This is a genomic window from Acinetobacter sp. OYA S30 (assembly GCF_033599315.1).
Taxonomy (GTDB): domain Bacteria; phylum Pseudomonadota; class Gammaproteobacteria; order Pseudomonadales; family Moraxellaceae; genus Acinetobacter; species Acinetobacter baumannii.
Window position 1 is genome coordinate 67,836 of sequence record NZ_JAWVAV010000008.1, and the last position, 21,735, is coordinate 89,570.

Genomic DNA, 21,735 nt, shown 5'->3' on the forward strand with positions numbered 1-21,735 from the left:
GAATAGTAAAGATGCCAAATAAAAGTTTTCGTAATGCAATTAAAGAAGCCATTGAATCAGAAATGCGCCGTGATCCAACCGTATTTGTTGTTGGTGAAGATGTTCGCGGTGGGCACGGCGGTAAAAACACTGAAGAAAACCAATTAGAAGGTTTCGGTGGTGTATTGGGCGTAACCAAAGGTTTATGGACAGAATTTGGTTCGGAACGTGTTATTGATACGCCAATTACCGAGTCTGCAATTATCGGTATGGCTGCTGGTGCTGCAGCAACAGGTTTACGTCCTGTTGCCGATTTAATGTTTATGGATTTCTATGGCGTGTGTCATGACATGCTCTATAACCAAGCCGCTAAATTCCGTTATATGTTTGGCGGAAAAGCAAAAGCACCAATGGTTGTACGTGGCATGATTGGCGCAGGTTTCTCTGCGGCAGCTCAGCATTCTCAGTCACCATATAACGTATTTGCCGCGGTTCCAGGCTTAAAAGTTGTAGTTCCATCTAGCCCATATGATGTGAAAGGGCTTTTAATTCAGGCTATTAGAGATGATGACCCTGTAGTGTTCTGTGAACATAAAATGCTTTATGACATTAAAGGCGAAGTTCCAGATGATGCATATACCATTCCTTTTGGTGTAGCAAATTACACCCGTGAAGGAACAGACGTGACCATTATTGCTTTAGGCCTGATGGTACACCGTGCCAATGAAGTAGCAGATAAACTAGCAAAAGATGGCATTTCGGTTGAAGTGGTCGACCCTCGCACAATTTCACCTCTGGATGAAGAAGGAATTTTAGAATCTGTTGCATCGACTGGGCGTGTGGTTATTGTGGATGAATCAGCGGCACGCTGTGGCTTTGGTCATGATGTTGCCGCCCTGATCGCGCAAAAAGGTTTCCACTATTTGAAAGCACCTGTTGAACTCGTAACGCCACCACATACGCCTGTTCCATTCTCTCCAGTTTTAGAAAAAGAATGGATTCCAAGTGTAGAGCGTATTGAGCAAGCTGTGCGAAAAACATTGGAGGCTTAGGATGAGCGAAATTAAAACGCTGGAGATCCCGAAATGGGGATTATCCATGGAAGAAGGCACGATCGCCCAATGGTTGATTAAAGAGGGTGATAGCTTTAATAAAGGCGATGAAATTTGTGAAATTGAAACCACAAAAATCGTCAATGTGTTAGAAGCGCCTTTTGCTGGAACGCTCCGTAAAATTTTAGCGAAAGATGGTGATACTTTACCTGTTGGTGGTCTTATTGCCGTATGTGCTGATAGTGAAGTTTCTGATGCAGAAATTGAAAAGTTTATCGCATCATTAGGTGGTTCAGCAGCTCAAGCACCTGAAGCACCTTCGGAACAAAGTAAAGCGGAAACATCTGCACCTGTTGCTGAAAAAACAGAACAACCACAGACTGTAGCAGCTAGTGCTTCAGCTCCTGCAAAGGTAGCGAAAGAGGACTACGCTGTACCAGAGTCATTACAAGGCTATCAAACATCTGATGAGTTGTTTGCAACGCCGCATGCCTTGAAGCTTGCAGAAAAACACAATGTAAACTTGGCAAAAGTCACAGGTTCTGGTCGTGAAGGACGTATTAGTGTTCAAGACATTCAGAAGGCTGTACAGGTTGCTGGTGGTCAATGGCCTGATGTTAAGCAGCAAACTCAAGCTAAAGTAGTTAAATCTACGGCCGATGATAGCCAAGTTTTAGCAACGCCTGTAGCACGTCGTTTAGCAAAGCAATGGGGCATTAACCTAAATGACTGCCGTGTTTCAGGCACTCGTGGCCGTGTCTGTAAAGAAGATGTTGAGGCAGTTTACTATCGTAATAACCCAACGTCGGTAAATGAACAATCTGCTCAATGTGCTGTTGCTCAACCACAATCAACCGTTACGACTGTGGCGATGAATGGTATGCGTAAAGCGATTGCTTCACGGTTACAGGCTGCAAAACGTAATGCACCGCATTTCCGCTTAGTGGTCGATCTCAACGTAGAGGCTTTGCAAAAACTACGTAAGCAGATTAATGAGACTGTTCCCCAAGTGAAACTTTCTATTAATGACATGCTAATTAAAGCAGCTGCCGCCGCGCTGATTAAAGTACCTGAGGTGAATGTTCAATTTGATGAGGCGACTCAATCAATTTTACAGTTCTCTCAAGCGGATATTTCGGTGGCCGTAGCGATTCCAAACGGTTTAATTACACCCATTGTAAAAGCAGCAAATCAGAAGTCTTTAGCACAAATTTCCGATGACATGCGTGATTTGGCAACGCGTGCTAAAACTGGCAAGTTACAACCTGACGAGTTTCAGGGAGGCAGCTTTAGCATTTCAAATTTAGGAATGTTAGGCATTAAACAGTTCGACGCCATTATTAACCCACCGCAAGGTGCAATTATGGCATTAGGTGCTTCGGAATCTCGCGCTGTTGTTGAAAATGGCAATGTAGTGGTTCGTGAGATTGTCACAGCGACGTTGTCATGCGATCACCGAGTTATTGATGGCGCAGTTGGGGCGAAATTCTTGGCCAGCTTTAAGCAGTTTGTTGAAAACCCTGCTTTAATTTTGGTGTAGGAGAACCCGCATGTCAGAAGCTCAATTTGATTTAATTGTGATTGGCGCGGGACCGGGTGGGTATGTGGCTGCAATTCGTGCAGCCCAGCTCGGGTTAAAAACCGCAATTGTAGAAGAGCGACATTTAGGCGGAATTTGTCTAAATTGGGGCTGTATTCCAACCAAAGCTTTGCTTGCAGGGGCAGAGCTCGCAACCCAGTTTAAACATGCCGGACAGTTTGGTTTTCAGGTATCCCAACTCGATTTTGATATCCAAAAGCTTGTGCAACATAGCCGACAAGTGTCAGCTCAATTAGTACAAGGCATCGATTACTTACTGAAAAAGAATCAGGTGACTGTTTTTAATGGTCGTGCTCAGCTTACGGCAAAAGAAAAACTTGAAGTGACAGATGCTCAAGGTAATAGTCAGGATTTGAGTGCACCACATATCATTTTGGCAACTGGGGCTAAAGCTCGACATGTTCCTCAACTTCCTGTCGATGGAATATATGTCTGGAGCTATAAAGAAGCGCTTGTTCCAGAGCAGTTACCGAAAAGTTTACTGGTTGTAGGTTCAGGTGCAATTGGTAGTGAGTTTGCTAGCCTTTATCAAGATTTGGGATGTCAGGTGACCCTTATTGATTTGGCTAAACAAATTTTACCGACCGAAGATGCGGAAGTTGCCCAATTTGTCAGAAAACAATTTGAACAAAAAGGTATGAAAGTCTTAACCGATGCTGTCGTTCAAAGTATTCAGATTGAAAATGAGCAAGTCCACTGTGTGGTTGAAACGGCAAATGATGTTCAAACTCTTGTTTTTGACCGCGTGCTTTCGGCAATTGGTGTACAGCCGAATACCACGGGGCTAGGACTAGAACGTTTAGGTGTAGAACTCAATCTACAAGGTTTTGTGGCAATTGATGACTATTGTAAAACCAACGTAGCAGGGCTTTATGCCATTGGTGATGTTGCTGGAGCGCCGTGTCTCGCTCATAAAGCAAGCCATGAAGCCATGATATGTGTCGAGAAAATTGCTGGTGTGAAAAACGTACATTCACTCGATCGTAGCCAGATCCCGGGTTGTATTTTTACACATCCACAAGTGGCGAGTATTGGTTTAACAGAAAACGCAGCAAAAGCTAAGAATCTACCTATACGTATTGGTAAGTTTTCTTTAACTGCAAATGGTAAAGCTTTGGCAATTGGAGATGCGTCAGGTTTCGTTAAAACGGTGATACATGCAGAAACGGGTGAATTACTTGGTGCACATATGGTGGGTCATGAAGTGACTGAACATATCCAAGGCTTTGCGATTGCCAAATATCTAGAAGCAACTGATGAAAGTTTAGCTCAAGTGATTTTCCCACATCCAACCTTATCAGAAGCCATGCATGAGTCCATTTTGGCCTCAATGCAACGAGCGATTCATATGTAGAAATTCTACATTTACAGGAGTTGAACATGGTTAAGGGATTAAAAAATAAAGTCGCTTTAGTGACTGGGGCAGCCCAAGGCATTGGCCGTGGGATTGCCCTGCGCTTGGCGCAAGAAGGGGCACATATTGCATTAGTTGATATGAAACAAGATCGACTGAACGATGTCCAGCAGGAAATTCAAGCTTTAGGTGTAAATGCGAGCACATTTATTGCTGATGTAAGTGACCGCGAGCAAGTGTATGCTGCTATAAATCATGCTGAGCAGACACTTGGTGGGTTTGATGTCATGATTAATAACGCTGGAATTGCACAAGTTCAAGCGATTGCTGATATCACACCTGATGAATTTCAAAAAATTGTTGATATTAATATTGGTGGAGTACTGTGGGGAATACAGGCTGCTGCTGCAAAATTTAAACAACGCGAACATAAAGGTAAAATCATTAATGCTTGCTCAATTGCAGGCCACGATGGGTTTGCTTTACTCGGTATTTACTCGGCAACCAAATTTGCGGTACGAGCACTTACCCAAGCTGCGGCAAAAGAATATGCCAGTCACGGTATTACGGTAAATGGATATTGCCCCGGAATTGTCGGAACGGATATGTGGGTTGAAATCGATAAACGTTTTGCTGAAATTACCGGTGCTGCAATTGGTGAAACTTATAAAAAATATGTGGAAGGCATTGCTTTAGGTAGAGCCCAAACACCAGACGATGTAGCCGCATTAGTTGCTTTTCTGGCAAGTGAAGATTCGGACTATATTACGGGTCAATCCATTTTAACGGACGGCGGAATTGTCTATCGCTAAAACAACATCCTGATTTGAGGGAGATAATAATGAAAGCAGCGCGTTTTTATGACAGAGGTGATATTCGTATTGAAGATATCCCTGAACCAGAAGTCACTCCCGGCACTGTAGGCATTAAGGTAGCTTGGTGTGGAATCTGTGGTACAGATTTGCACGAATTTATGGAAGGGCCAATTTTTATTCCACCGTGTGGACATCCGCATCCTATTTCAGGTGAATCTGCACCGATTACCATGGGACATGAATTTTCAGGTGTGGTTTATGCCGTAGGTGAAGGTGTTGATGATATTGAAATTGGTCAGCATGTCGTCGTAGAGCCTTATATTGTGGCCGATGATGTGCCGACTGGACCGGGTGATAATTATCATCTTTCTAAAAATATGAACTTCATTGGTTTAGGCGGTCGTGGTGGTGGTTTATCGGAAAAAATTGCAGTTAAACGCCGTTGGGTGCATCCAATTTCCAATAAAATTCCGCTAGATCAGGCAGCCTTAATTGAACCGTTATCGGTGGGTCATCATGCTTTCGTACGTAGTGGTGCAAAGGCTGGTGATATTGCACTGGTTGGCGGTGCGGGGCCAATTGGTTTATTGCTTTCGGCAATTTTAAAAGCGAAAGGTCTTAAGGTCATCATTACCGAACTAAGTGCCAAACGTAAAGAAAAAGCCAAAGAGTCGGGTGTTGCAGATTATATTTTAGACCCGTCAGAAGTTGATGTTGTTTCTGAGGTCATGAAAATTACTAATGGCGATGGTGTTGATGTTGCGTTTGAATGTAGTAGCGTTAACAAGGTATTAGATACTTTGGTTGCGGCAGTGAAACCAACAGGCGTGATCGTTATAGTTTCGATTTGGAGCCATCCAGCATCAATTAATGTGCATAGTGTGGTAATGAAAGAGCTTGATGTAAGAGGCACAATTGCCTACGTAAATGACCATCAAGAAACCATTAAACTGGTCGAAGAAGGTAAAATAAATCTGGAACCTTTTATTACACAGCGCATTCAACTTGATGATTTGATTTCACAAGGTTTTGAAACCTTAATTCATAACAATGAGTCAGCCGTTAAGATTATCGTACATCCATAAATAGACACTTAAGCCTATAAAAAAAGAGCGATGATTCGCTCTTTTTTTTTATTAAAGTAAATTGTTGTTTTTGGCTTCAATAATAGGGGGTAATGGCTGCCCTAAAGAGCTTAGAGACTCACGTTCAATCAAACGCACAATAGAATCGAGCGGTAAATCATTTTCTTGCAAACCAAAAGGTTCTTCAATTTGAGCACTTAAAGCATCTAAACCTAAAAACATATAAGCGATTAAACCCACAATAAGTGGTGTCCAAATGCCTAAAGCTGCTTCAAGGCTAAACGGTAATATGAAACAGAAACAATAAACGGCACGGTGCAAAAGTACTGAATAAGAGTAGGGCAAAGGCGTCCCAGCAATTCGGTCACAACCTGCTTGGATATTGCCTAGCTCAACAATATGTCGATTTAGCGTGCTATAGATAATGTCACTAATTTCACCATCTTTGAGTATTTTAACTAAATCTTTTTGAATATTTTCGAGTACAAATTGCGGCGCATTAATATGCTCATTTAAATAATTAAGTGAAGAGTTATTTAAATAGGCATGTTCAAGAAATTTTGTGGGTTCGACTGTTTGTTGACGCAGTCGATCACGCAACAAGTTACTAAAAATTAAGACCTGATGAATTAAATGTTCACGTTGTTCATTAGATAAAACATGGCTATCTCTAACTATATGTCTGGCATTGGCAATTAAAGCCCCCCAGAGCTTGCGACCTTCCCACCATCGATCATAACATGCGTTATTTCTAAAACCTGTACAAATCGAAAGAATCACACCAAATATTGTAAATCCGATCGCGGGTACGGTAGGAATTTGAATCCAATGATAATAAGAGAGCCAGACCACACAGGCTGAAATAAGTACAACAAAACTCAGTGCAGGCAAAACCTTCGGTAAAATTGTTCCTTTCCAAGCAAATAAGAGTTTAAATACATTGCTTTTATCACGAACAATCATATAAAGCCTTTGAACTAACGAACCTAACTAAGTGCAATATGATACGCCTTAGATGAGCTAAATACCTAGCTAAAGCTTATGCTTTTGTCTATATCGCCAAAGCGTGGTGCGGCTAATTCCAAAAATATTCGCGACCATATTCAAATTATGGTTATATTTTTCTAAAGCAGCTTGTACATTTTCAGGGGTAAGCTCTGTATTTGACTCCGGTAATTTAACGTAATCTTCAGCATTTAAGAGTTCATTTGGTAAGTCTTCGACCTCAATTTCATCTTTACCATTTGCCATGGTTAAAGCATAAAGCAGGGTGTTTTTTAACTCACGAACATTTCCTGGCCAGTCATAATTTAAAAGAACTTGCATGGCTTTTTGATTGACGTGACGAGGCATTGTGTCGAGTTGGGTTGAGCTCTCTTTTAAAATTTGATCGACAATAAGAGGAATATCGACTTTTCTCTCTCTGAGTGGTGGTATGAAAATTGGAATTACGCGTAGACGGTAGAGTAGATCATGACGGAAACGCCCAGCCTTAGCCTCTTCGCGTAAAGCTTTATGTGTTGCTGTAATAATTCGGACATTGGCCTGAATTGGTTTTTCTCCGCCTACAGGAGTAAATTCACCTGTTTCTAACACCCGTAATAATTTAGCTTGAAGCTCTAAAGGAATCTCGGCAATTTCATCTAGAAACAGTGTTCCACCTGCGGCACGTTCAAACACGCCTTTATGGTCGCGAATTGCTCCTGTAAAAGCACCTTTCACATGCCCAAATAGTTCACTTTCTAGAATATTGGCATTGAGGGCTGCACAGTTAATCGCTACAAAAATCTTATTTTTGCGTTGGCTATAATCATGAATTGCTTGTGCCACCAGTTCTTTACCGCTACCAGATTCGCCGCGGACGAGCACTGGAAACTCAGTAATTGCCACTCGTTGAATAATTGAAAACATACGAGTCATTTCTGGTGAACAACTATTGAAAACTTTAGCCAAGTCTTGCAATTTTTCTGTTAGCTCTACTTCATCAACAATATCATTCTCTATGCTAACGGGCTGTAGAATATGCAATTTCCCGATAATGCGATGCTCCGCGATGTAAATATCATGTTCTTGATAGATAAATCGCTTTCTCATTTTAGGAGTATTGATCTCAAGATATTGATTGTGATGGTCTTGAGTAAGCGCTGCCATGCTCTCTACAGAAATGTCATCTGTATTAAATTTATAGTGAATTGCTTGAGTCGTTGTGTCTGCTAAAAACAGGCTCGCATTTGGGAAAAGAGCCTTAAGCTGCTCAAATAAAATATAAAAATTCTGTTCTGACTCAAAATTTAGCTTTGCCATTTTATATGTTTCACAATCGTTTCATTGAAACATACTTGAGTTTCATAGGAACATCAAGCTGAGTTCATTTTCTAAGTTTAGTTTTACTTATTATTTTAAGTTTTTGATTTTTATATTTATTATTTAATTTTAAATAATTGGCATCTTATTTGCAAAATATAGGAAAGAAATAAATTATTAGGGTATAAATCATGTTCTTTAAGCAGTTTTTTGAGCAGGAAAGTTCGACTTATACATATATGCTTGGGTGTGAAGAAACACGAGAGGCTGTTTTAATTGACCCAGTCGCATCAGATATTGAGATTTATGCAAAAGAATTAGAGCAGCATCAATTTACGCTCATCTATACCTTAGACACTCATGTTCATGCAGACCATATTACCGCTGCAAATTTACTTCGTGAACGTTTCCATTGCAAATCGGTTTTACACCGAAACTCAGAAGTAAGTTGCGGAGATATTTTAATTACTGATGGTTGCATGCTTAAAGTTGGCAACCTCAGTATTGAAGCGCGTTACACACCAGGTCATACCAATGCTTGTACGAGTTACCTAGTTGGAAACATGATTTTCACTGGTGATGCATTATTAATTGACGGCTGTGGTCGAACTGACTTCCAGCAAGGTAATGCAGGTACACTTTATGACAGTATTCATAAGCAACTTTTCAGCCTACCTGACGACACTATTGTATATCCGGGGCACGATTATAAAGGTCGTCTATCTTCAACGATTGGTTATGAACGCTTAAATAACTCACGTCTGGGTCAGAATCGTTCACGTGAAGATTTTATTAAATTAATGAATAACCTAAATCTGCCATATCCAAAACAAATCGATAAAGCACTACCTGCAAATCAGGCTTGCGGCTCAACTTCACAATCATAAGGTGGCAATATGGAACTTAAACGAGTTAATCAAGAATTTTATGTTGCTGACCAGATTACTGCTGACGATATCGCAAAAATTGCAGACCAAGGAATAAAAACTCTGATATGTAACCGTCCAGATGGAGAAGGTGCAGACCAACCCAATGTGATTGAAATTGAAGAAGCAGCTCAGCGACATAGCCTAAACGTAATCTATCAGCCCGTTATCAGTGGCAAAATTACTGATCAACAAGTTACCGAGTTTAAGCAGCTTTATCAGAATGCTCAGAAGCCCGTTTTAGCATATTGTCGCTCTGGTATGCGTGCAATCAGTTTGTGGGCTTTGGCTGAAGTTGCTCCACAAGATGCAGCACTGTTAGTTGAGTCGGGTAATAAGCTTGGGTTTAACTTAAAAGGCTTAGTGCCACGTATTTTAAAACGTGATCATGAACCAGCCACAATTCCTTGTTATAGCGTTGTGATTGTTGGCGCTGGGGCAGCAGGAATTTCTGTAGCGTCTAGTCTTTTATCTCGTGAACCTCATTTAGATATTGTCATTATTGATCCCGCAGATACACATTATTATCAACCGGGCTGGACCATGGTTGGTGGCGGTATTTTCAAACCACAAGTAACCGCACGCTCAATGACAAATGTGATACCTTCAAAAGTAAAATGGATGAAAGCTGCGGTTGCCGGATTCGACCCAGAGCATAATCAGGTTATTTTGGAAGGATGCCAACCTATTCAATATAAAGCTTTGGTCGTGTGTCCTGGTTTAAAACTCAATTGGCATGGCATTGAAGGCTTAGTTGAAACCTTAGGTAAAAATGGGGTGACGTCTAACTATCGTTATGATTTAGCGCCGTATACATGGGAACTGGTGCAACAGCTAAACGGTGGAAAGGCAATCTTTACCCAGCCACCTATGCCGATTAAATGTGCCGGTGCTCCTCAAAAAGCAATGTACCTTTCAGCGGACTACTGGTTAAAGCAAGGCAAACTTAAAGATATCTCTATCCATTTTTATAACACTGGTGCTGTTTTATTTGGTGTGAAGGAATATGTACCTGCACTAATGCAATACGTTGAAAAATATGGTTCAGAACTTCATTTTAACCATCAACTTGTCAAAGTAGACGGGCCTGCAAAGAAAGCATGGTTCAAAGTGGTGAATGATGAAAATGCAGCATTGGTCGAGACTGATTTCGATATGTTGCATGTTGTTCCACCGCAACAAGCGCCTGATTTTATTCGTGCAAGTACTCTTACTGATGAAGCCGGCTGGGTGAGTGTGAATCCTCAAACCCTACAACACACACAGCACGCCAATATTTTTGCTTTAGGTGATGTGATGAATGCGCCTAATGCCAAAACTGCTGCTGCGGCACGGGCACAAGCTCCGATCGTTGCGGTTAATGTTATAGCCCAGCTCAAAGGTGAGCAAAACTTCTGCGAGTACAACGGCTATGGCTCATGTCCACTTACGGTAGAACGAGGAAAAATCGTTCTGGCTGAGTTTGGCTACGGCGGCAAATTACTTCCAAGTTTTCCAAAATGGGTAATTGATGGGCAAAAACCTTCTCGTTTGGCTTGGCTGCTTAAAGAGCAGATTTTACCGCCGATTTATTGGCAAGGCATGCTTAAAGGCCGTGAGTGGATGGTCAAACCTGAGCGAGGATAAACAAAGCAATGCTTTGTCCTGAGAAGCGACTAAAGCTTCGCAAGAAGACGAGATCTATTCACTCATTAACCAGCAGTCTACTGCAAACGATGTATATGCAATTTTAGGCTTTTAATATGTTATTACTTGTCGTTGAAGGCATTGTGATTGGCTTTTTACTTGGTCTTACTGGTGCGGGTGGTGGCATTCTTGCTGTACCCGCGCTTATGACCAGTCAAGGCTGGAGCGTGGCGCAAGCTGCGCCAATTGGGTTATTGGCAGTTGCGCTATCTACACTCATTGGAACTATTGAAGGCTTATTTAAAAAGATAGTTCGTTATCGTGCTGCAATCTGGATTGCCTTAATTGGTGCTCCTATGGCACATATCGGCATTTTAATAGCTAACACGATTTCACCTATTTGGCTCATGTTAATGTTTAGCTTGGTCATGTTTACAGTGGGCTATCGACTTATCAGTAACCGAGTTTCAGATTTTCATAACCCGCCGTGTCAGGTCAACCCAAGTACGGGACGCTTTATCTGGAATTTTAAAACTGGTGGTGTGCTTGCAAGCATCGGGATTATTGCTGGGCTTTTAACGGGGATGTTAGGGGTTGGAGGCGGCTTTGTAATTGTACCCGCGCTTAGAAAAGTCACAAATTTGGATATGCATAGCATTGTTGCAACCTCACTTATGATTATTTTCCTGATTAGTGGCATGAGTATTGTGATGCATATTGCAGAGGGCTTTCACTATCCAGTCGCCATTACTAGTGCGTTCGCGCTCGCATGTGCATTCGGTATGTTATTAGGACGCCGAGCTATTCGGTTTATTCCGTCTGCAATTGTACAAAAGGTCTTTGCTTTAATGGTTTTTGCTGTCGCAATTTATATGGTTATTAAGATTGTTAATCTAACAAATATCTGAGCGATATAGTATTTTAACCTTCTCTATAAATAGCAATTTTTCCAAGATGAGATATTAAAATTATCTTTGGAAAATTGATTTAAACCATTTAAATTTTTGAGAAAGTGAAATGAAGCGAATTAATGTAGCAATTTGTGGTTTTGGACGGATTGGGCAACAAATTGCAGAGCTTCTTTTAAATCGATCGACATACTATAAACAAAAATATCAAATTGATGCCCGTTTAGTGGGTGTCTGTAACTCATCATCAGGCTTAATTGATCAAGAAGGTTTACAAGCTTCAAAGTGGCTAGATAAAACACAATATCAAGCAGGCCTAACAGAGCAAAAGTTTTTAGAACAGGTTCAAGCAGATGTCATTATTGAAACTGGACCAAGTGATTATGTTACCGGTGGGAAAGGCCTATTTTATTTAAATTATGCTTTAACACATAACATGAATGCGATTGCGGTATCTAAAGGTGCTTTAGTCGTAGAAGGCAAAAAAATAATTAGCTTGGCACATCAACATAATAAAAAACTATTTTTTAGCGGTGCCACTGCTGCAGCTTTACCGACGGTTGATTTGTTTGAATATAACTTGGCGGGCTGCCAAATTTTAGAAGTTGAAGGTGTGTTTACAGGCACCACGAATTTTATTTTGAATGATATGTTGCAACATGAATGTGCATTTACAGAATCTCTTGAAAAAGCTCAAGCAAAAGGTATTGCGGAACCTGACAGTTCTTTCGATGTAGATGGATGGGATACTGCTGCAAAAATTACGATACTAGCCAATACTGTTTTAGGAGCTGATGTAAAAATTCAGGATATTCCAAGACAAGGAATTAGTCATGTTACGGCTGAACATATTCGTGATTGGAAAAAAGAAAATGTAATTCCTCGTCTGGTTGGTTTTATCCATATTAAAAATCAGCAAATTCAAACAGGTGTTGAATTAAGGTTAGTCCCAGCAAATCATCCGTTTGCTCATCTGCAAGGTTCTAATAAATGTATTCGGGTGTTAACGCAAGAAATGGGGGAATTTGTTGTCAGTGGAGGGGCATCTGCGCCCTTAGCCACAGCCGCTGCAGCTTTAAAAGATTTCGAGTTGATGCTAAAAACGGGCTGCTAAAATTAATTATGATTTATAAAAAAAGCAGGCCTTTATGCCTGCTTCTCACAATTTTTTTGACTGCTAAATAACTTCTTTCCAATTTCAAACTTACTAAACATTAAGTAGTTACCAAGTAAGATGAGTAAAATTCCAAATACAGCATTTAAAGTCCACTCATATCCTTCAAAGAAAGTAGAAACTGTTAAAGCAACTAAAGGAAAGAGCAACGTGCTATAGGCTGCTTTGGCTGCACCAATTCGTCCGACCAGAGAAAAATAAGCTGAAAACCCAATAACCGTGCCAAATACAGCTAAGTATAGTACCGAGCTTAAAAATGGGAAATTCATCGGCGGCATTAAATCTTGTCCTGTAAATAATGCCAGAATTAACATCACCAATGCACCATAAGTCATTGCATAACAGTTTGTTGAAAAGATATTTAGGCCACGTTTTTGGTGTCTAACACTAATCATGTTCCCTAAAGAAAAACCGTAAGTGCCTATTGCACATAGCCCAATACCCATTAATAGCTGCGCATTAAACTGGCTATTAATCAGGTCATGCCAAAACAGTAAAACAATACCACTTAGGCCCAAAAGTGCAGCTGGTGCAAAGTTTGGGGAAGGTTTCTGCTTAAAAAAGATAAGCGCATTAATGGCATTAAAGAAAACGGCCATCGAAAAAATGACAGACTCTAAACCGCTATTTACATATTTAACGGCGGTATAAAAACAAATAAAGTTTAGACCAAAAACACAAAGTCCTTGCAGCATACAGAACAAATGATCTTTTAAAGCAATTCGCTGTAATTTTCCTGAAAATAGTAAAACAACCCAAAGTAATAAGGCTGAAATAGCAAAGCGCCATAAAATTGCGACAACGGGTGTTGCATAATGGCTTTGAACGGCAATTCCAATCCATGTTGTTCCCCAAATCAACACCACCGCAACATAGAGTAAAATATTCATAACTTCATCCTCGATTACCAAACTTAAGTATCTAGGAATGCTTCATTTTTCACGTATATATTCTTGTGTTGTACATGCAAGATCTTGCGTTTTTTATAGATCTAAACTAGCTGAATTTTGCTGAATATGGTTAACTTAAGCTCAATCATATTCGTTTTAATTTTGCATGGCTTATCAAACTTTAGAACAGCTACAGCAGTCTAAAGCCAAGCTTCACGAAACTGTGGTGCTTGATGAAAATATGCAACTTGCATTTTGGTCTAATCAGCAAGATCGTGTAAGTGTCTGTAGCAATCACCACACTTTAAGTCTTTATATTCAAGATGGTTATGAAAGCTATCAAAAAACACCTGCGGGCTGGAAAAATGGCGGTGGACCAGGACGTTTTTGCCTATTGCCCGAGCATCAGGAGTCGACTTGGGACATACGTGGTGGGCTTAAATTTGTCCACTTGTACTACACCGATCAACATTTGCGTGATGTTGCTGAAAAAATATGGGACAAAGAGCCGAATCAAATTGAACTAAACGAAGTTGTATTTAATGATGATGAACGAATTCGGGCGTTATATCAATTTTTCTTGTTAGATTGCGATTGGCAAGATTCTTCAAATCATTTGCAAATGAGTACAACGGCAAGTTTATTGTTGAATCACTTAATTCGAAAATATAGCAGTGTTCAATGGCAACAGCCTACTATCAAGGGTGGGCTGGCACCTCATAAACTCAAATATATTCAGGAATGGATTGAAGATCATCTAGATCAGGCACTCACTTTGTCTGATTTGGCGAATGTTGTGAATTTAAGCGAATACCATTTTGCTCATATGTTTAAACAGTCCATGAATATGGCGCCTCACCAATATGTCATGCAAAGACGCTTAACCAAGGCCAAGGGGCTAATTCAGTCATCTCAGCTTTCTTTGCAAGATATTGCCCTAGTATGTGGGTTTAGTTCAGCAAGCCATTTAAGTCATCGCTTTAAACAATTTTATGGCATGAGTCCTTCGCAGTTACGTTAAGTGTCTAATGTAATTGGTTTCTCCTGAGCTGCGTCAAATGCAGCTCTTGCCGCATCAATATCTGCAATATGCTGCTGAGCCCATTGGCCTAAAGCAATTACAGGTTCTGTAAGTGAATGGCCCAGTGGAGTTAATTCATATTCAACATGAGGTGGAACTACAGGATAAACCGTACGTTTAACCAACCCATCTCGTTCTAAACCACGCAAACATAATGTAAGCATACGCTGCGATATTCCATTGATACGTCTCTTTATTTCAGAAAAGCGATGAGGATGTGATGCAAGTGTCATTACAATGAGTATACTCCATTTCTCTCCAACTCTAGCCAACACTTGACTGACTCTTTGGCAATCTGAACTCTGGATATCATGAGGTATGGTTACAGTCATATTACTTGGTTCCCTAAATGTGCCTTCTTGTACATAAGAATAATAGTAGTAACATAATTAGCTCAAGTAACAATTTTATACTGTAGGTATAAGCGATGAAACTACTTCAAATTGACACAAGTATTTTAGGTGAGCAGTCTGTTAGCCGCCAACTCACCTCATCTGTTATTCGTCAGCTCAGCACAGCTTATCCAGATGCAGAAATTATTCATCACGATTTTGCTTTAGAGCCAATTCCTCATTTGTCTGATGCTGAGTTTTTAGCATGGCAAGGTGTTGAACCTAATAATGAAACAGCGCAACAACGTGTTGCAAGAAACACCCAATATTTGGATGAGTTCTTATCGTCAGATATCGTTGTAATTGGCGCACCTATGTATAACTTTAGCTTCCCATCACAGTTAAAAGCGTGGCTTGACCGTCTATCTGTTGCTGGTAAAACATTCCGTTACACGGAAAACGGTCCTCAAGGTTTAGTAGAGGGGAAACGTGTCATTATTGCTTCTTCGCGTGGAGGTGTGTATTCAGAAGATTCACCAGCCGAAGCTTTAGACTATCAAGAAACTTATATCAAGGCGTTTTTCAATTTTATTGGGGTGACTGATATCACTTTTGTGCGCGCCGAAGGGATCGCTTTCGGCCCAGAAGCACGTCAAGCTGCCTTAGATAATGCAGCAGCGCAAATTGCCCAGTTAGCGGGTTAAAAATATAAATAGCCGAACAGTAAAGGAACTGTTCGGCCTTATTGAGATTATGATTTTGAAAAATCAATTCAATCAGTAAATAACTAAAAGAAAGTGACTGCGAGCCCAACCAGTGCCGAAGCAAAAATGACATACAGCACGTTAATGTTAAATCGGAATAAAGCAATAAATGCAGCTACAGTAATGAGGGCCGCGACAATATCAAAATGGCCTGAAAAACCCTGTGGCCATAACACATGGTAACTAAAAAATAGTGCTAAATTTAAAATGACACCGACCACAGCTGCAGTAATGGCGGTAAGGGGTGCAGTAAATTTAATTTCGTTATGTGTAGATTCAATAATCGGTGCACCCGCAAAAATAAAGACAAATGAAAATAGAAAGGTAAACCAAGTCACAATAACTGCACCGAGTGCTCCAGCAAAAAATAAATGCTCAGAGCCAAGTAATGAATGATTAACGCCTCCTAAAAAACCAACAAAGGCAACGACCATAATTAGTGGACCGGGTGTAGTTTCACCAAGTGCCAATCCATCAATCATTTGTGTAGGTGAAAGCCATCCAAAATGATTGACAGCCCCTTGATAGACATAAGGTAAAACCGCGTAAGCGCCCCCAAACGTAAGCAGCGCAGCTTTAGTGAAAAACCAAGCCATTTGGGTATAGGAATGATGCCATCCAAAATATGCGCCTAAAGCTAAAATTGGCAATAACCATAAAGCGATTGCCACAAAAATAAGTCTGGCTAACCGTGACCAATGGAATTTAGCGTGCTCTGGTGTTGGGGTATCATCATCAATATATGCCGGACCATAATCTTTTTGACTAGCTTTATGCCCACCCGCGGAGGAAAATAGTTCTGGGTACTTTTTACTCGCTAAATAGCCAGCAATACCTGCTGATAAAACGATAAGCGGGAAAGGAAGCTTTAAGACAAAAATGGCAAAAAACGCTGCAATTGCGACGACCCATAAAAACTTATTTTTAAGCGAACGACTGCCTATGCGGTAAGTTGCATGAAAGACAATTGCAGTGACGGCAGGCTTTATCCCGTAAAAGATACCTGCAATAACAGGCACATCTCCAAATTTTATATAAACCCAAGATAGTCCAATTAAAATAAATAAAGAGGGCAATACAAATAGAATACCTGCAACCAATCCTCCCACAGTTCTATGCATAAGCCAACCAATGTAGGTTGCTAACTGCTGCGCTTCAGGTCCGGGTAACAACATGCAGTAGTTCAGTGCATGTAAAAATCTTTTTTCTGATATCCAGCGCTTTTGTTCAACCAGTTCCTGATGCATCACAGCGATTTGTCCAGCTGGCCCCCCAAAGCTAATAAAACCAAGCTTGAGCCAAAATAAGAAGGCTTGCCAGAAGGTGACTTGTTCCACTGAATCATCAGGGGTATTTAATTGTTTTTGTTGCATATTATCCCCTAAAAAATAATATTAATTTTTACGTTTATGGCATAACGGAGTATGTTTTATAGCATAACAAACACAAATGTATTTTTTATGATAACCATTCAACTTTTATAGATAACTATTTATTAATTTATTGATATTAAAAGAAATTATTTTTTTAACTAAAGTTATCGCTTTAAATTATTTCCAAAGCTGAAACATTTTAAACATTATTTGCTCAAGTTGTTATAACAGGTTGTGAGCCGTGAGCCAGCTACCCCAAGATCCCAAAAATCATAAGCCTCTTTACGATCAATTAAGGGAACTCATCCTTAATAAAATTGTAAATGGTGAATATGCCGTACTGAGCCAAATTCCATCTGAAAACGAGTTTGCTGAACAATTTGGTGTAAGTCGAATTACAGTTCGCCAAGCGCTCAACCAATTACAGTTGGAAGGCTATATTTTTAAGGTGCCAGGTAAAGGGACCTTTGTAAGCAAGCCAAAAACGTTCCAGAACATCTCAAGTTTGCAGGGTTTTGCAGAAGCAATGTCATCTGCTGGTCACGAAATTTTAAACCGTGTCATCTCGGCCGAGCTTAAGCAGATCCCGATGCACGTTGTGCCCAAATTGAAGTTACCTGTTAAAGCCAATGTGTATGAAATTCAACGTGTCCGTTTACTCAACCGTCAGCCAGTGTCGTATGAGTTGACTTATTTGCCTGAACATATTGGTCTGAAGCTTAAAGAGAAAGCGATTGATTTACGTACAACCGATATTTTCAAGGCATTAGAACAAGAGTGCGATATTCCTTTGGGACATGCGGATTTAAGCATTGATGCCACGGTAGCGGATGAAGAATTAGCGGCTTTGTTGCAAGTCGAAATCGGAAGTCCGGTATTACGGGTCGAACGTTTGACTCATGACGCAAATGGCCAACCGATTGACTATGAATATCTCTATTTCTCGGGCGATACCTTCCAGTACCGTTTACGTATTCATCGTTAATAACTCAAATAAAAATAAGGAATATTCAATGGAAAATAAATATCTTGAGTTCGATATTGTGGTGATTGGTGGTGGAACTGCAGGGCCAATGGCTGCGATTAAAGCCAAACAAGAAAACCCGAATTTAAAAGTCTTGCTCATTGAAAAAGCGAATGTAAAACGTAGTGGGGCGATTTCAATGGGAATGGATGGACTGAATAATGCTGTTATTCTGGGCTACGCAACACCTGAGCAATACACCAAAGAAATTACCATTGCTAATGATGGGGTAGTTAACCAAACCACTGTATATGCATATGCGAAGCATAGTTTCACAACCATTCAACAGCTCGATCAATGGGGTATTAAGTTTGAAAAAGATGAGACTGGCGAATTTGCAGTAAAAAAAGTACATCACATGGGGGCATATGTTTTACCAATGCCCGAAGGCCATGACGTTAAAAAAGTTTTATATCGTCAGTTAAAGCGTGCTCAAGTCAAAATTAATAATCGGATTGTCACTACGAAGCTTCTAAAAAATGAGCAAGGTGCAATCAATGGTGTACTTGGTTTTGACTGTCGTAGTGGTGACTTTTATGTCATTAAAACGAAAGCTGCCATTTTATGTTGTGGTGCCGCAGGGCGTTTAGGTTTGCCAGCTTCCGGCTATTTAATGGGCACTTATGAAAACCCAACCAATGCAGGTGACGGCTATGCAATGGCATACCATGCAGGTGCTGAGCTTGCTAACTTAGAATGCTTCCAGATTAATCCATTGATTAAAGACTATAACGGCCCAGCTTGTGCCTATGTGACTGGTCCTTTAGGAGGTTATACCGCTAACAGTAAAGGTGAACGTTTCATTGAATGTGACTACTGGAGTGGTCAAATGATGTGGGAGTTTTACCAAGAACTGGAAAGTGGTAATGGTCCTGTTTATTTAAAAGTAGATCATCTGGCCGAAGAAACCATTCAAACCATCGAAGAAATCTTGCATACCAATGAGCGCCCAAGCCGTGGACGTTTTCATGAGGGGCGAGGAACCAATTACCGTCAAGATATGGTGGAAATGCATATTTCAGAAATTGGTTTCTGTAGCGGGCACAGCGCTTCTGGCGTATGGGTAAATGAAAAAGCTGAGACTTCAGTTAAAGGATTATACAGTGCTGGTGATATGGCTGCTGTACCTCACAATTATATGCTTGGTGCATTTACCTACGGATGGTTTGCAGGTGTAAATGCTGCGCAATACGTGAATGCAGTTGAAGATAGTGAATTAAACCAAAGCGAAATAGAAGCAGAAAAAGCTCGAATATTTGCGCCACTGAATTGCTCAGAAGGTTTACCTCCAGAGCAAGTGGAATATAAGCTGCGCCGTTTTGTAAATGACTATTTGCAGCCCCCTAAAACTCGCCAAAAAATGCAAATTGGGCTCAAGCGTTTTGAAGAAATTAAACAGGATATTAAGCGAATTTCTGCAAGAAACCCTCATGAGCTGATGCGTGCCGCTGAAGTTTCTTTTATTCGAGACTGTGCGGAAATGGCAGCAAGAGCTTCATTGTTTAGAGAAGAAAGCCGCTGGGGACTGTACCACTATAGAGCAGATTTCCCTCAAAAAAATAACTCGGATTGGTTCTGTCACGCGCATTTGAAAAAAGATGAACACGGCAATATGGTCAGTTTCAAAAAGCCAATCGAGCCTTATGTAGTTCCGATTAATCAAGATGAAGCTGTGTCGTATGACCGTTTACGTATTCAAAAAGATGTTGCTCTAGCAGACTAAATAAATCAGGAACTCAAATCATGGCTTTTATTTTTAAAGAAGTACAGCACCGTACTGTCGCACCCGTCATTATCGATGAAGATAAATGTATTGCTGATAAAGGATGTACTGTCTGTGTAGATGTTTGTCCAATGGACTTATTAGCAATCGATCCAACAACCCAAAAAGCTTATATGCAATTTGATGAATGTTGGTATTGCATGCCTTGTGAAAAAGACTGCCCAACGGATGCAGTCAAAGTAAATATCCCATACCTACTCAAATAATTAATTTGGAATACTCAACATGAGACAAAATAAATTGATCAATAAAAAACTATTACTCAGTAGCTTAATTGGTGCCATGGTACTCGGCACTTTGGGGTGCGGCAGTAAAACAGAAACTGTGCGTGTCGCCATTGGTACACAAGACACGACCATTAACTGTGCAACAGGTGGGTTGCTCATTCGTGAATTGAATTTATTACCAAAATATTTGCCTAAAGATGGTAAATACAAACACGTTAAATATGATATTCAATGGAAAAACTTTACCTCTGGTGCACCACTTACCAGCGAGATGGTAGCTGGGCGTCTAGATTTGGGAGCAATGGCTGACTTTCCTGCGGTTAATAATTTAGCGGCATTTAAAAAAGCTGGGAAAGAAAGCATATTTTTAGCACCTTTGTCAGGCAGTATTAATGGTAGCGGTAATGCGATTGTTGTTCCAATTGACTCAAAAGTAACATCACTGAAAGAACTAAAAGGACAAACCATTTCCGTACCTTTTGCTTCAACTGCTCATGGACTATTGCTACGAGCGATTCAGGCTGAAGGCTGGCAACTTGATAAAGATATTAAAGTGATTGCTCAGGCGCCAGAAGTGGCGGGACCTGCATTAAAAAGTCATAAGATTGCTGCACATGCTGACTTCGTACCATTTGGAGAGTTATTTGCTTACCAAGGTTTTGCTAAAAAAATCTATGATGGTTCACAAGCAAAATCACCTACATTTCATGGATCACTTGCGAGCAAGGATTATGCACAGCAGCATCCAGAAGTTATAAAAGCCTATTTACAAGCAACTATTGAAGCGAATCGTCTGATTCAGGAACAGCCAGAAAAATATAGTGAACTTATTGCTGAAAAAACAGGTATTCCTGCCGAAGTTGTTTATCTATTTCATGGCCCTTTAGGTCTGCAAACTCGTGACTTAACGTGGAAACCTGAATATCGAAAAGCGACTCAAATTGCGATAGATACCTTAAAAGTTTTAGGAAAAAACGACGGTACGCTTGATGTAAATAAATTTATTGATGACCAATATATTAAGGATGCATTTCAGGCATCTGGACTTAATTACAGCCAGCAATTGGCTGACTATACAAAATCACCTTTGGTTGCCAATGACGCTTTAACAGGCCAACCCATCAAAACATTTGATCGGGTGACTCAAATTTGGGTAACGGGTGAAGAAAAAGTTCGTAGCTACGAAACGCCTGAGCATGCTTTTTCTGATTTAAAGAAAATACAAGCCGATGGAAAAACGGTGCGTGTGGTTTATAGCCAAGATCATCAGTCCGACATTAAGTTACTTGCTAATTTAGCATGGTATGCCACAGACAAAGCAGGACAAATTCAAGCCTTTTTATTAAAAGATGATGCTGAAAAATGGGCTAAACAACAGGGTGGAAAAGTATATGACTTTAAAGCTATTCAGCTTGTAAAACAGAGCTGATGTGTTGTC

20 protein-coding genes are annotated in these 21,735 nt (G+C 40.4%); 15 read left to right on the forward strand and 5 right to left on the reverse strand.

The window, feature by feature from the left end:
• Positions 1–11: 11 nt before the first annotated feature.
• From R5R67_RS06270 to R5R67_RS06290, 5 genes are read left to right on the forward strand one after another with little or no spacing between them, the layout of a single operon-like run.
• Positions 12–1,031 (forward strand): alpha-ketoacid dehydrogenase subunit beta, encoded by a 1,020-nt coding sequence (locus tag R5R67_RS06270; RefSeq protein WP_001133053.1) that lies wholly within the window; start codon positions 12–14, stop codon positions 1,029–1,031.
• A gap of 1 nt (position 1,032) precedes the next feature.
• Positions 1,033–2,571, forward strand: a complete 1,539-nt coding sequence (locus R5R67_RS06275) for a 2-oxo acid dehydrogenase subunit E2 (RefSeq protein WP_016654118.1) — start codon at positions 1,033–1,035, stop codon at positions 2,569–2,571.
• Positions 2,572–2,581: 10 nt separating this feature from the next.
• Positions 2,582–3,985, forward strand: a complete 1,404-nt coding sequence (lpdA, locus tag R5R67_RS06280; RefSeq protein ID WP_001287529.1) for a dihydrolipoyl dehydrogenase — start codon at positions 2,582–2,584, stop codon at positions 3,983–3,985.
• A 26-nt stretch (positions 3,986–4,011) separates the two neighbouring features.
• Positions 4,012–4,797, forward strand: a complete 786-nt coding sequence (locus R5R67_RS06285) for an acetoin reductase (RefSeq protein ID WP_000238436.1) — start codon at positions 4,012–4,014, stop codon at positions 4,795–4,797.
• A 29-nt stretch (positions 4,798–4,826) separates the two neighbouring features.
• Entirely contained in the window at positions 4,827–5,885 is a 1,059-nt protein-coding gene (locus tag R5R67_RS06290; protein WP_000642313.1) for a 2,3-butanediol dehydrogenase, read from the forward strand.
• Positions 5,886–5,936: 51 nt separating this feature from the next.
• Here R5R67_RS06290 and R5R67_RS06295 read toward each other — a convergent pair whose 3' ends face one another.
• On the reverse strand, positions 5,937–6,848 hold the full coding sequence (locus R5R67_RS06295) for a bestrophin family protein (RefSeq protein ID WP_000637008.1): 912 nt from the start codon (positions 6,846–6,848) through the stop codon (positions 5,937–5,939).
• Positions 6,849–6,917: 69 nt separating this feature from the next.
• A complete protein-coding gene (locus R5R67_RS06300) occupies positions 6,918–8,189 on the reverse strand; it encodes a sigma-54 interaction domain-containing protein (RefSeq protein ID WP_001096456.1) in 1,272 nt (423 codons plus the stop codon).
• A gap of 191 nt (positions 8,190–8,380) precedes the next feature.
• On the opposite strand from R5R67_RS06300, the gene R5R67_RS06305 reads away from it, so the two are divergent.
• From R5R67_RS06305 to R5R67_RS06325, 4 genes are all read left to right on the forward strand, one after another.
• Entirely contained in the window at positions 8,381–9,076 is a 696-nt protein-coding gene (locus R5R67_RS06305) for an MBL fold metallo-hydrolase (RefSeq protein ID WP_000465459.1), read from the forward strand.
• Positions 9,077–9,085: 9 nt separating this feature from the next.
• Positions 9,086–10,741 carry a bifunctional protein tyrosine phosphatase family protein/NAD(P)/FAD-dependent oxidoreductase gene (locus R5R67_RS06315; protein WP_000421184.1) on the forward strand — a complete coding sequence of 552 codons (1,656 nt, stop codon included), beginning with the start codon at positions 9,086–9,088 and terminating at the stop codon, positions 10,739–10,741.
• Between the two features lie 116 nt (positions 10,742–10,857).
• Positions 10,858–11,649, forward strand: coding sequence for a sulfite exporter TauE/SafE family protein (locus tag R5R67_RS06320; protein WP_000925653.1), 792 nt, complete (start codon positions 10,858–10,860; stop codon positions 11,647–11,649).
• A gap of 109 nt (positions 11,650–11,758) precedes the next feature.
• Positions 11,759–12,763: a homoserine dehydrogenase gene (locus R5R67_RS06325; RefSeq protein ID WP_000822388.1), complete on the forward strand. Its 1,005-nt coding sequence runs from the start codon at positions 11,759–11,761 to the stop codon at positions 12,761–12,763.
• Between the two features lie 32 nt (positions 12,764–12,795).
• Here R5R67_RS06325 and R5R67_RS06330 read toward each other — a convergent pair whose 3' ends face one another.
• Positions 12,796–13,713 carry a DMT family transporter gene (locus R5R67_RS06330; protein WP_001023744.1) on the reverse strand — a complete coding sequence of 306 codons (918 nt, stop codon included), beginning with the start codon at positions 13,711–13,713 and terminating at the stop codon, positions 12,796–12,798.
• 166 nt (positions 13,714–13,879) lie between these two features.
• Between R5R67_RS06330 and R5R67_RS06335 the strand changes: the two genes are divergently transcribed.
• On the forward strand, positions 13,880–14,734 hold the full coding sequence (locus tag R5R67_RS06335; RefSeq protein WP_000331404.1) for a helix-turn-helix domain-containing protein: 855 nt from the start codon (positions 13,880–13,882) through the stop codon (positions 14,732–14,734).
• Here the strand turns inward: R5R67_RS06335 and R5R67_RS06340 are convergent.
• Positions 14,731–15,126: a winged helix-turn-helix transcriptional regulator gene (locus R5R67_RS06340; RefSeq protein ID WP_001983845.1), complete on the reverse strand. Its 396-nt coding sequence runs from the start codon at positions 15,124–15,126 to the stop codon at positions 14,731–14,733. The two genes, R5R67_RS06335 and R5R67_RS06340, sit on opposite strands and share 4 nt — an antisense overlap.
• Positions 15,127–15,221: 95 nt before the next feature.
• Between R5R67_RS06340 and R5R67_RS06345 the strand changes: the two genes are divergently transcribed.
• Complete coding sequence (locus R5R67_RS06345; RefSeq protein WP_000771646.1) at positions 15,222–15,830, forward strand: FMN-dependent NADH-azoreductase; 609 nt, start codon at positions 15,222–15,224, stop codon at positions 15,828–15,830.
• Between the two features lie 83 nt (positions 15,831–15,913).
• Here R5R67_RS06345 and chrA read toward each other — a convergent pair whose 3' ends face one another.
• A complete protein-coding gene (chrA, locus tag R5R67_RS06350) occupies positions 15,914–17,263 on the reverse strand; it encodes a chromate efflux transporter (RefSeq protein ID WP_001186397.1) in 1,350 nt (449 codons plus the stop codon).
• Between the two features lie 241 nt (positions 17,264–17,504).
• On the opposite strand from chrA, the gene R5R67_RS06355 reads away from it, so the two are divergent.
• The 4 genes from R5R67_RS06355 to R5R67_RS06370 are packed head-to-tail and all read left to right on the forward strand — an operon-like array spanning position 17,505 to position 21,726.
• A complete protein-coding gene (locus R5R67_RS06355; protein WP_000080814.1) occupies positions 17,505–18,248 on the forward strand; it encodes a GntR family transcriptional regulator in 744 nt (247 codons plus the stop codon).
• 28 nt (positions 18,249–18,276) lie between these two features.
• Positions 18,277–20,010, forward strand: coding sequence for a fumarate reductase/succinate dehydrogenase flavoprotein subunit (locus tag R5R67_RS06360; RefSeq protein WP_000428985.1), 1,734 nt, complete (start codon positions 18,277–18,279; stop codon positions 20,008–20,010).
• Positions 20,011–20,030: 20 nt separating this feature from the next.
• A complete protein-coding gene (locus R5R67_RS06365; RefSeq protein WP_000864074.1) occupies positions 20,031–20,276 on the forward strand; it encodes a ferredoxin family protein in 246 nt (81 codons plus the stop codon).
• Between the two features lie 19 nt (positions 20,277–20,295).
• On the forward strand, positions 20,296–21,726 hold the full coding sequence (locus tag R5R67_RS06370) for an ABC transporter substrate-binding protein (protein ID WP_001249633.1): 1,431 nt from the start codon (positions 20,296–20,298) through the stop codon (positions 21,724–21,726).
• Positions 21,727–21,735: the final 9 nt, after the last annotated feature.

Excerpts from the sequence above, each read along its gene's own strand:
- R5R67_RS06300 (WP_001096456.1), bottom strand. The coding sequence starts at position 8,189 with ATGGCAAAGCTAAATTTTGAGTCAGAACAGAATTTTTATATTTTATTT.
- R5R67_RS06290 (WP_000642313.1), top strand. The coding sequence starts at position 4,827 with ATGAAAGCAGCGCGTTTTTATGACAGAGGTGATATTCGTATTGAAGAT.
- R5R67_RS06360 (WP_000428985.1), top strand. The coding sequence starts at position 18,277 with ATGGAAAATAAATATCTTGAGTTCGATATTGTGGTGATTGGTGGTGGA.
- R5R67_RS06320 (WP_000925653.1), top strand. The coding sequence starts at position 10,858 with ATGTTATTACTTGTCGTTGAAGGCATTGTGATTGGCTTTTTACTTGGT.
- R5R67_RS06365 (WP_000864074.1), top strand. The coding sequence starts at position 20,031 with ATGGCTTTTATTTTTAAAGAAGTACAGCACCGTACTGTCGCACCCGTC.
- R5R67_RS06285 (WP_000238436.1), top strand. The coding sequence starts at position 4,012 with ATGGTTAAGGGATTAAAAAATAAAGTCGCTTTAGTGACTGGGGCAGCC.
- R5R67_RS06325 (WP_000822388.1), top strand. The coding sequence starts at position 11,759 with ATGAAGCGAATTAATGTAGCAATTTGTGGTTTTGGACGGATTGGGCAA.
- R5R67_RS06330 (WP_001023744.1), bottom strand. The coding sequence starts at position 13,713 with ATGAATATTTTACTCTATGTTGCGGTGGTGTTGATTTGGGGAACAACA.
- chrA (WP_001186397.1), bottom strand. The coding sequence starts at position 17,263 with ATGCAACAAAAACAATTAAATACCCCTGATGATTCAGTGGAACAAGTC.
- R5R67_RS06315 (WP_000421184.1), top strand. The coding sequence starts at position 9,086 with ATGGAACTTAAACGAGTTAATCAAGAATTTTATGTTGCTGACCAGATT.
- R5R67_RS06305 (WP_000465459.1), top strand. The coding sequence starts at position 8,381 with ATGTTCTTTAAGCAGTTTTTTGAGCAGGAAAGTTCGACTTATACATAT.
- R5R67_RS06345 (WP_000771646.1), top strand. The coding sequence starts at position 15,222 with ATGAAACTACTTCAAATTGACACAAGTATTTTAGGTGAGCAGTCTGTT.
- R5R67_RS06340 (WP_001983845.1), bottom strand. The coding sequence starts at position 15,126 with ATGACTGTAACCATACCTCATGATATCCAGAGTTCAGATTGCCAAAGA.
- R5R67_RS06295 (WP_000637008.1), bottom strand. The coding sequence starts at position 6,848 with ATGATTGTTCGTGATAAAAGCAATGTATTTAAACTCTTATTTGCTTGG.
- R5R67_RS06335 (WP_000331404.1), top strand. The coding sequence starts at position 13,880 with ATGGCTTATCAAACTTTAGAACAGCTACAGCAGTCTAAAGCCAAGCTT.
- R5R67_RS06370 (WP_001249633.1), top strand. The coding sequence starts at position 20,296 with ATGAGACAAAATAAATTGATCAATAAAAAACTATTACTCAGTAGCTTA.
- R5R67_RS06270 (WP_001133053.1), top strand. The coding sequence starts at position 12 with ATGCCAAATAAAAGTTTTCGTAATGCAATTAAAGAAGCCATTGAATCA.
- lpdA (WP_001287529.1), top strand. The coding sequence starts at position 2,582 with ATGTCAGAAGCTCAATTTGATTTAATTGTGATTGGCGCGGGACCGGGT.
- R5R67_RS06275 (WP_016654118.1), top strand. The coding sequence starts at position 1,033 with ATGAGCGAAATTAAAACGCTGGAGATCCCGAAATGGGGATTATCCATG.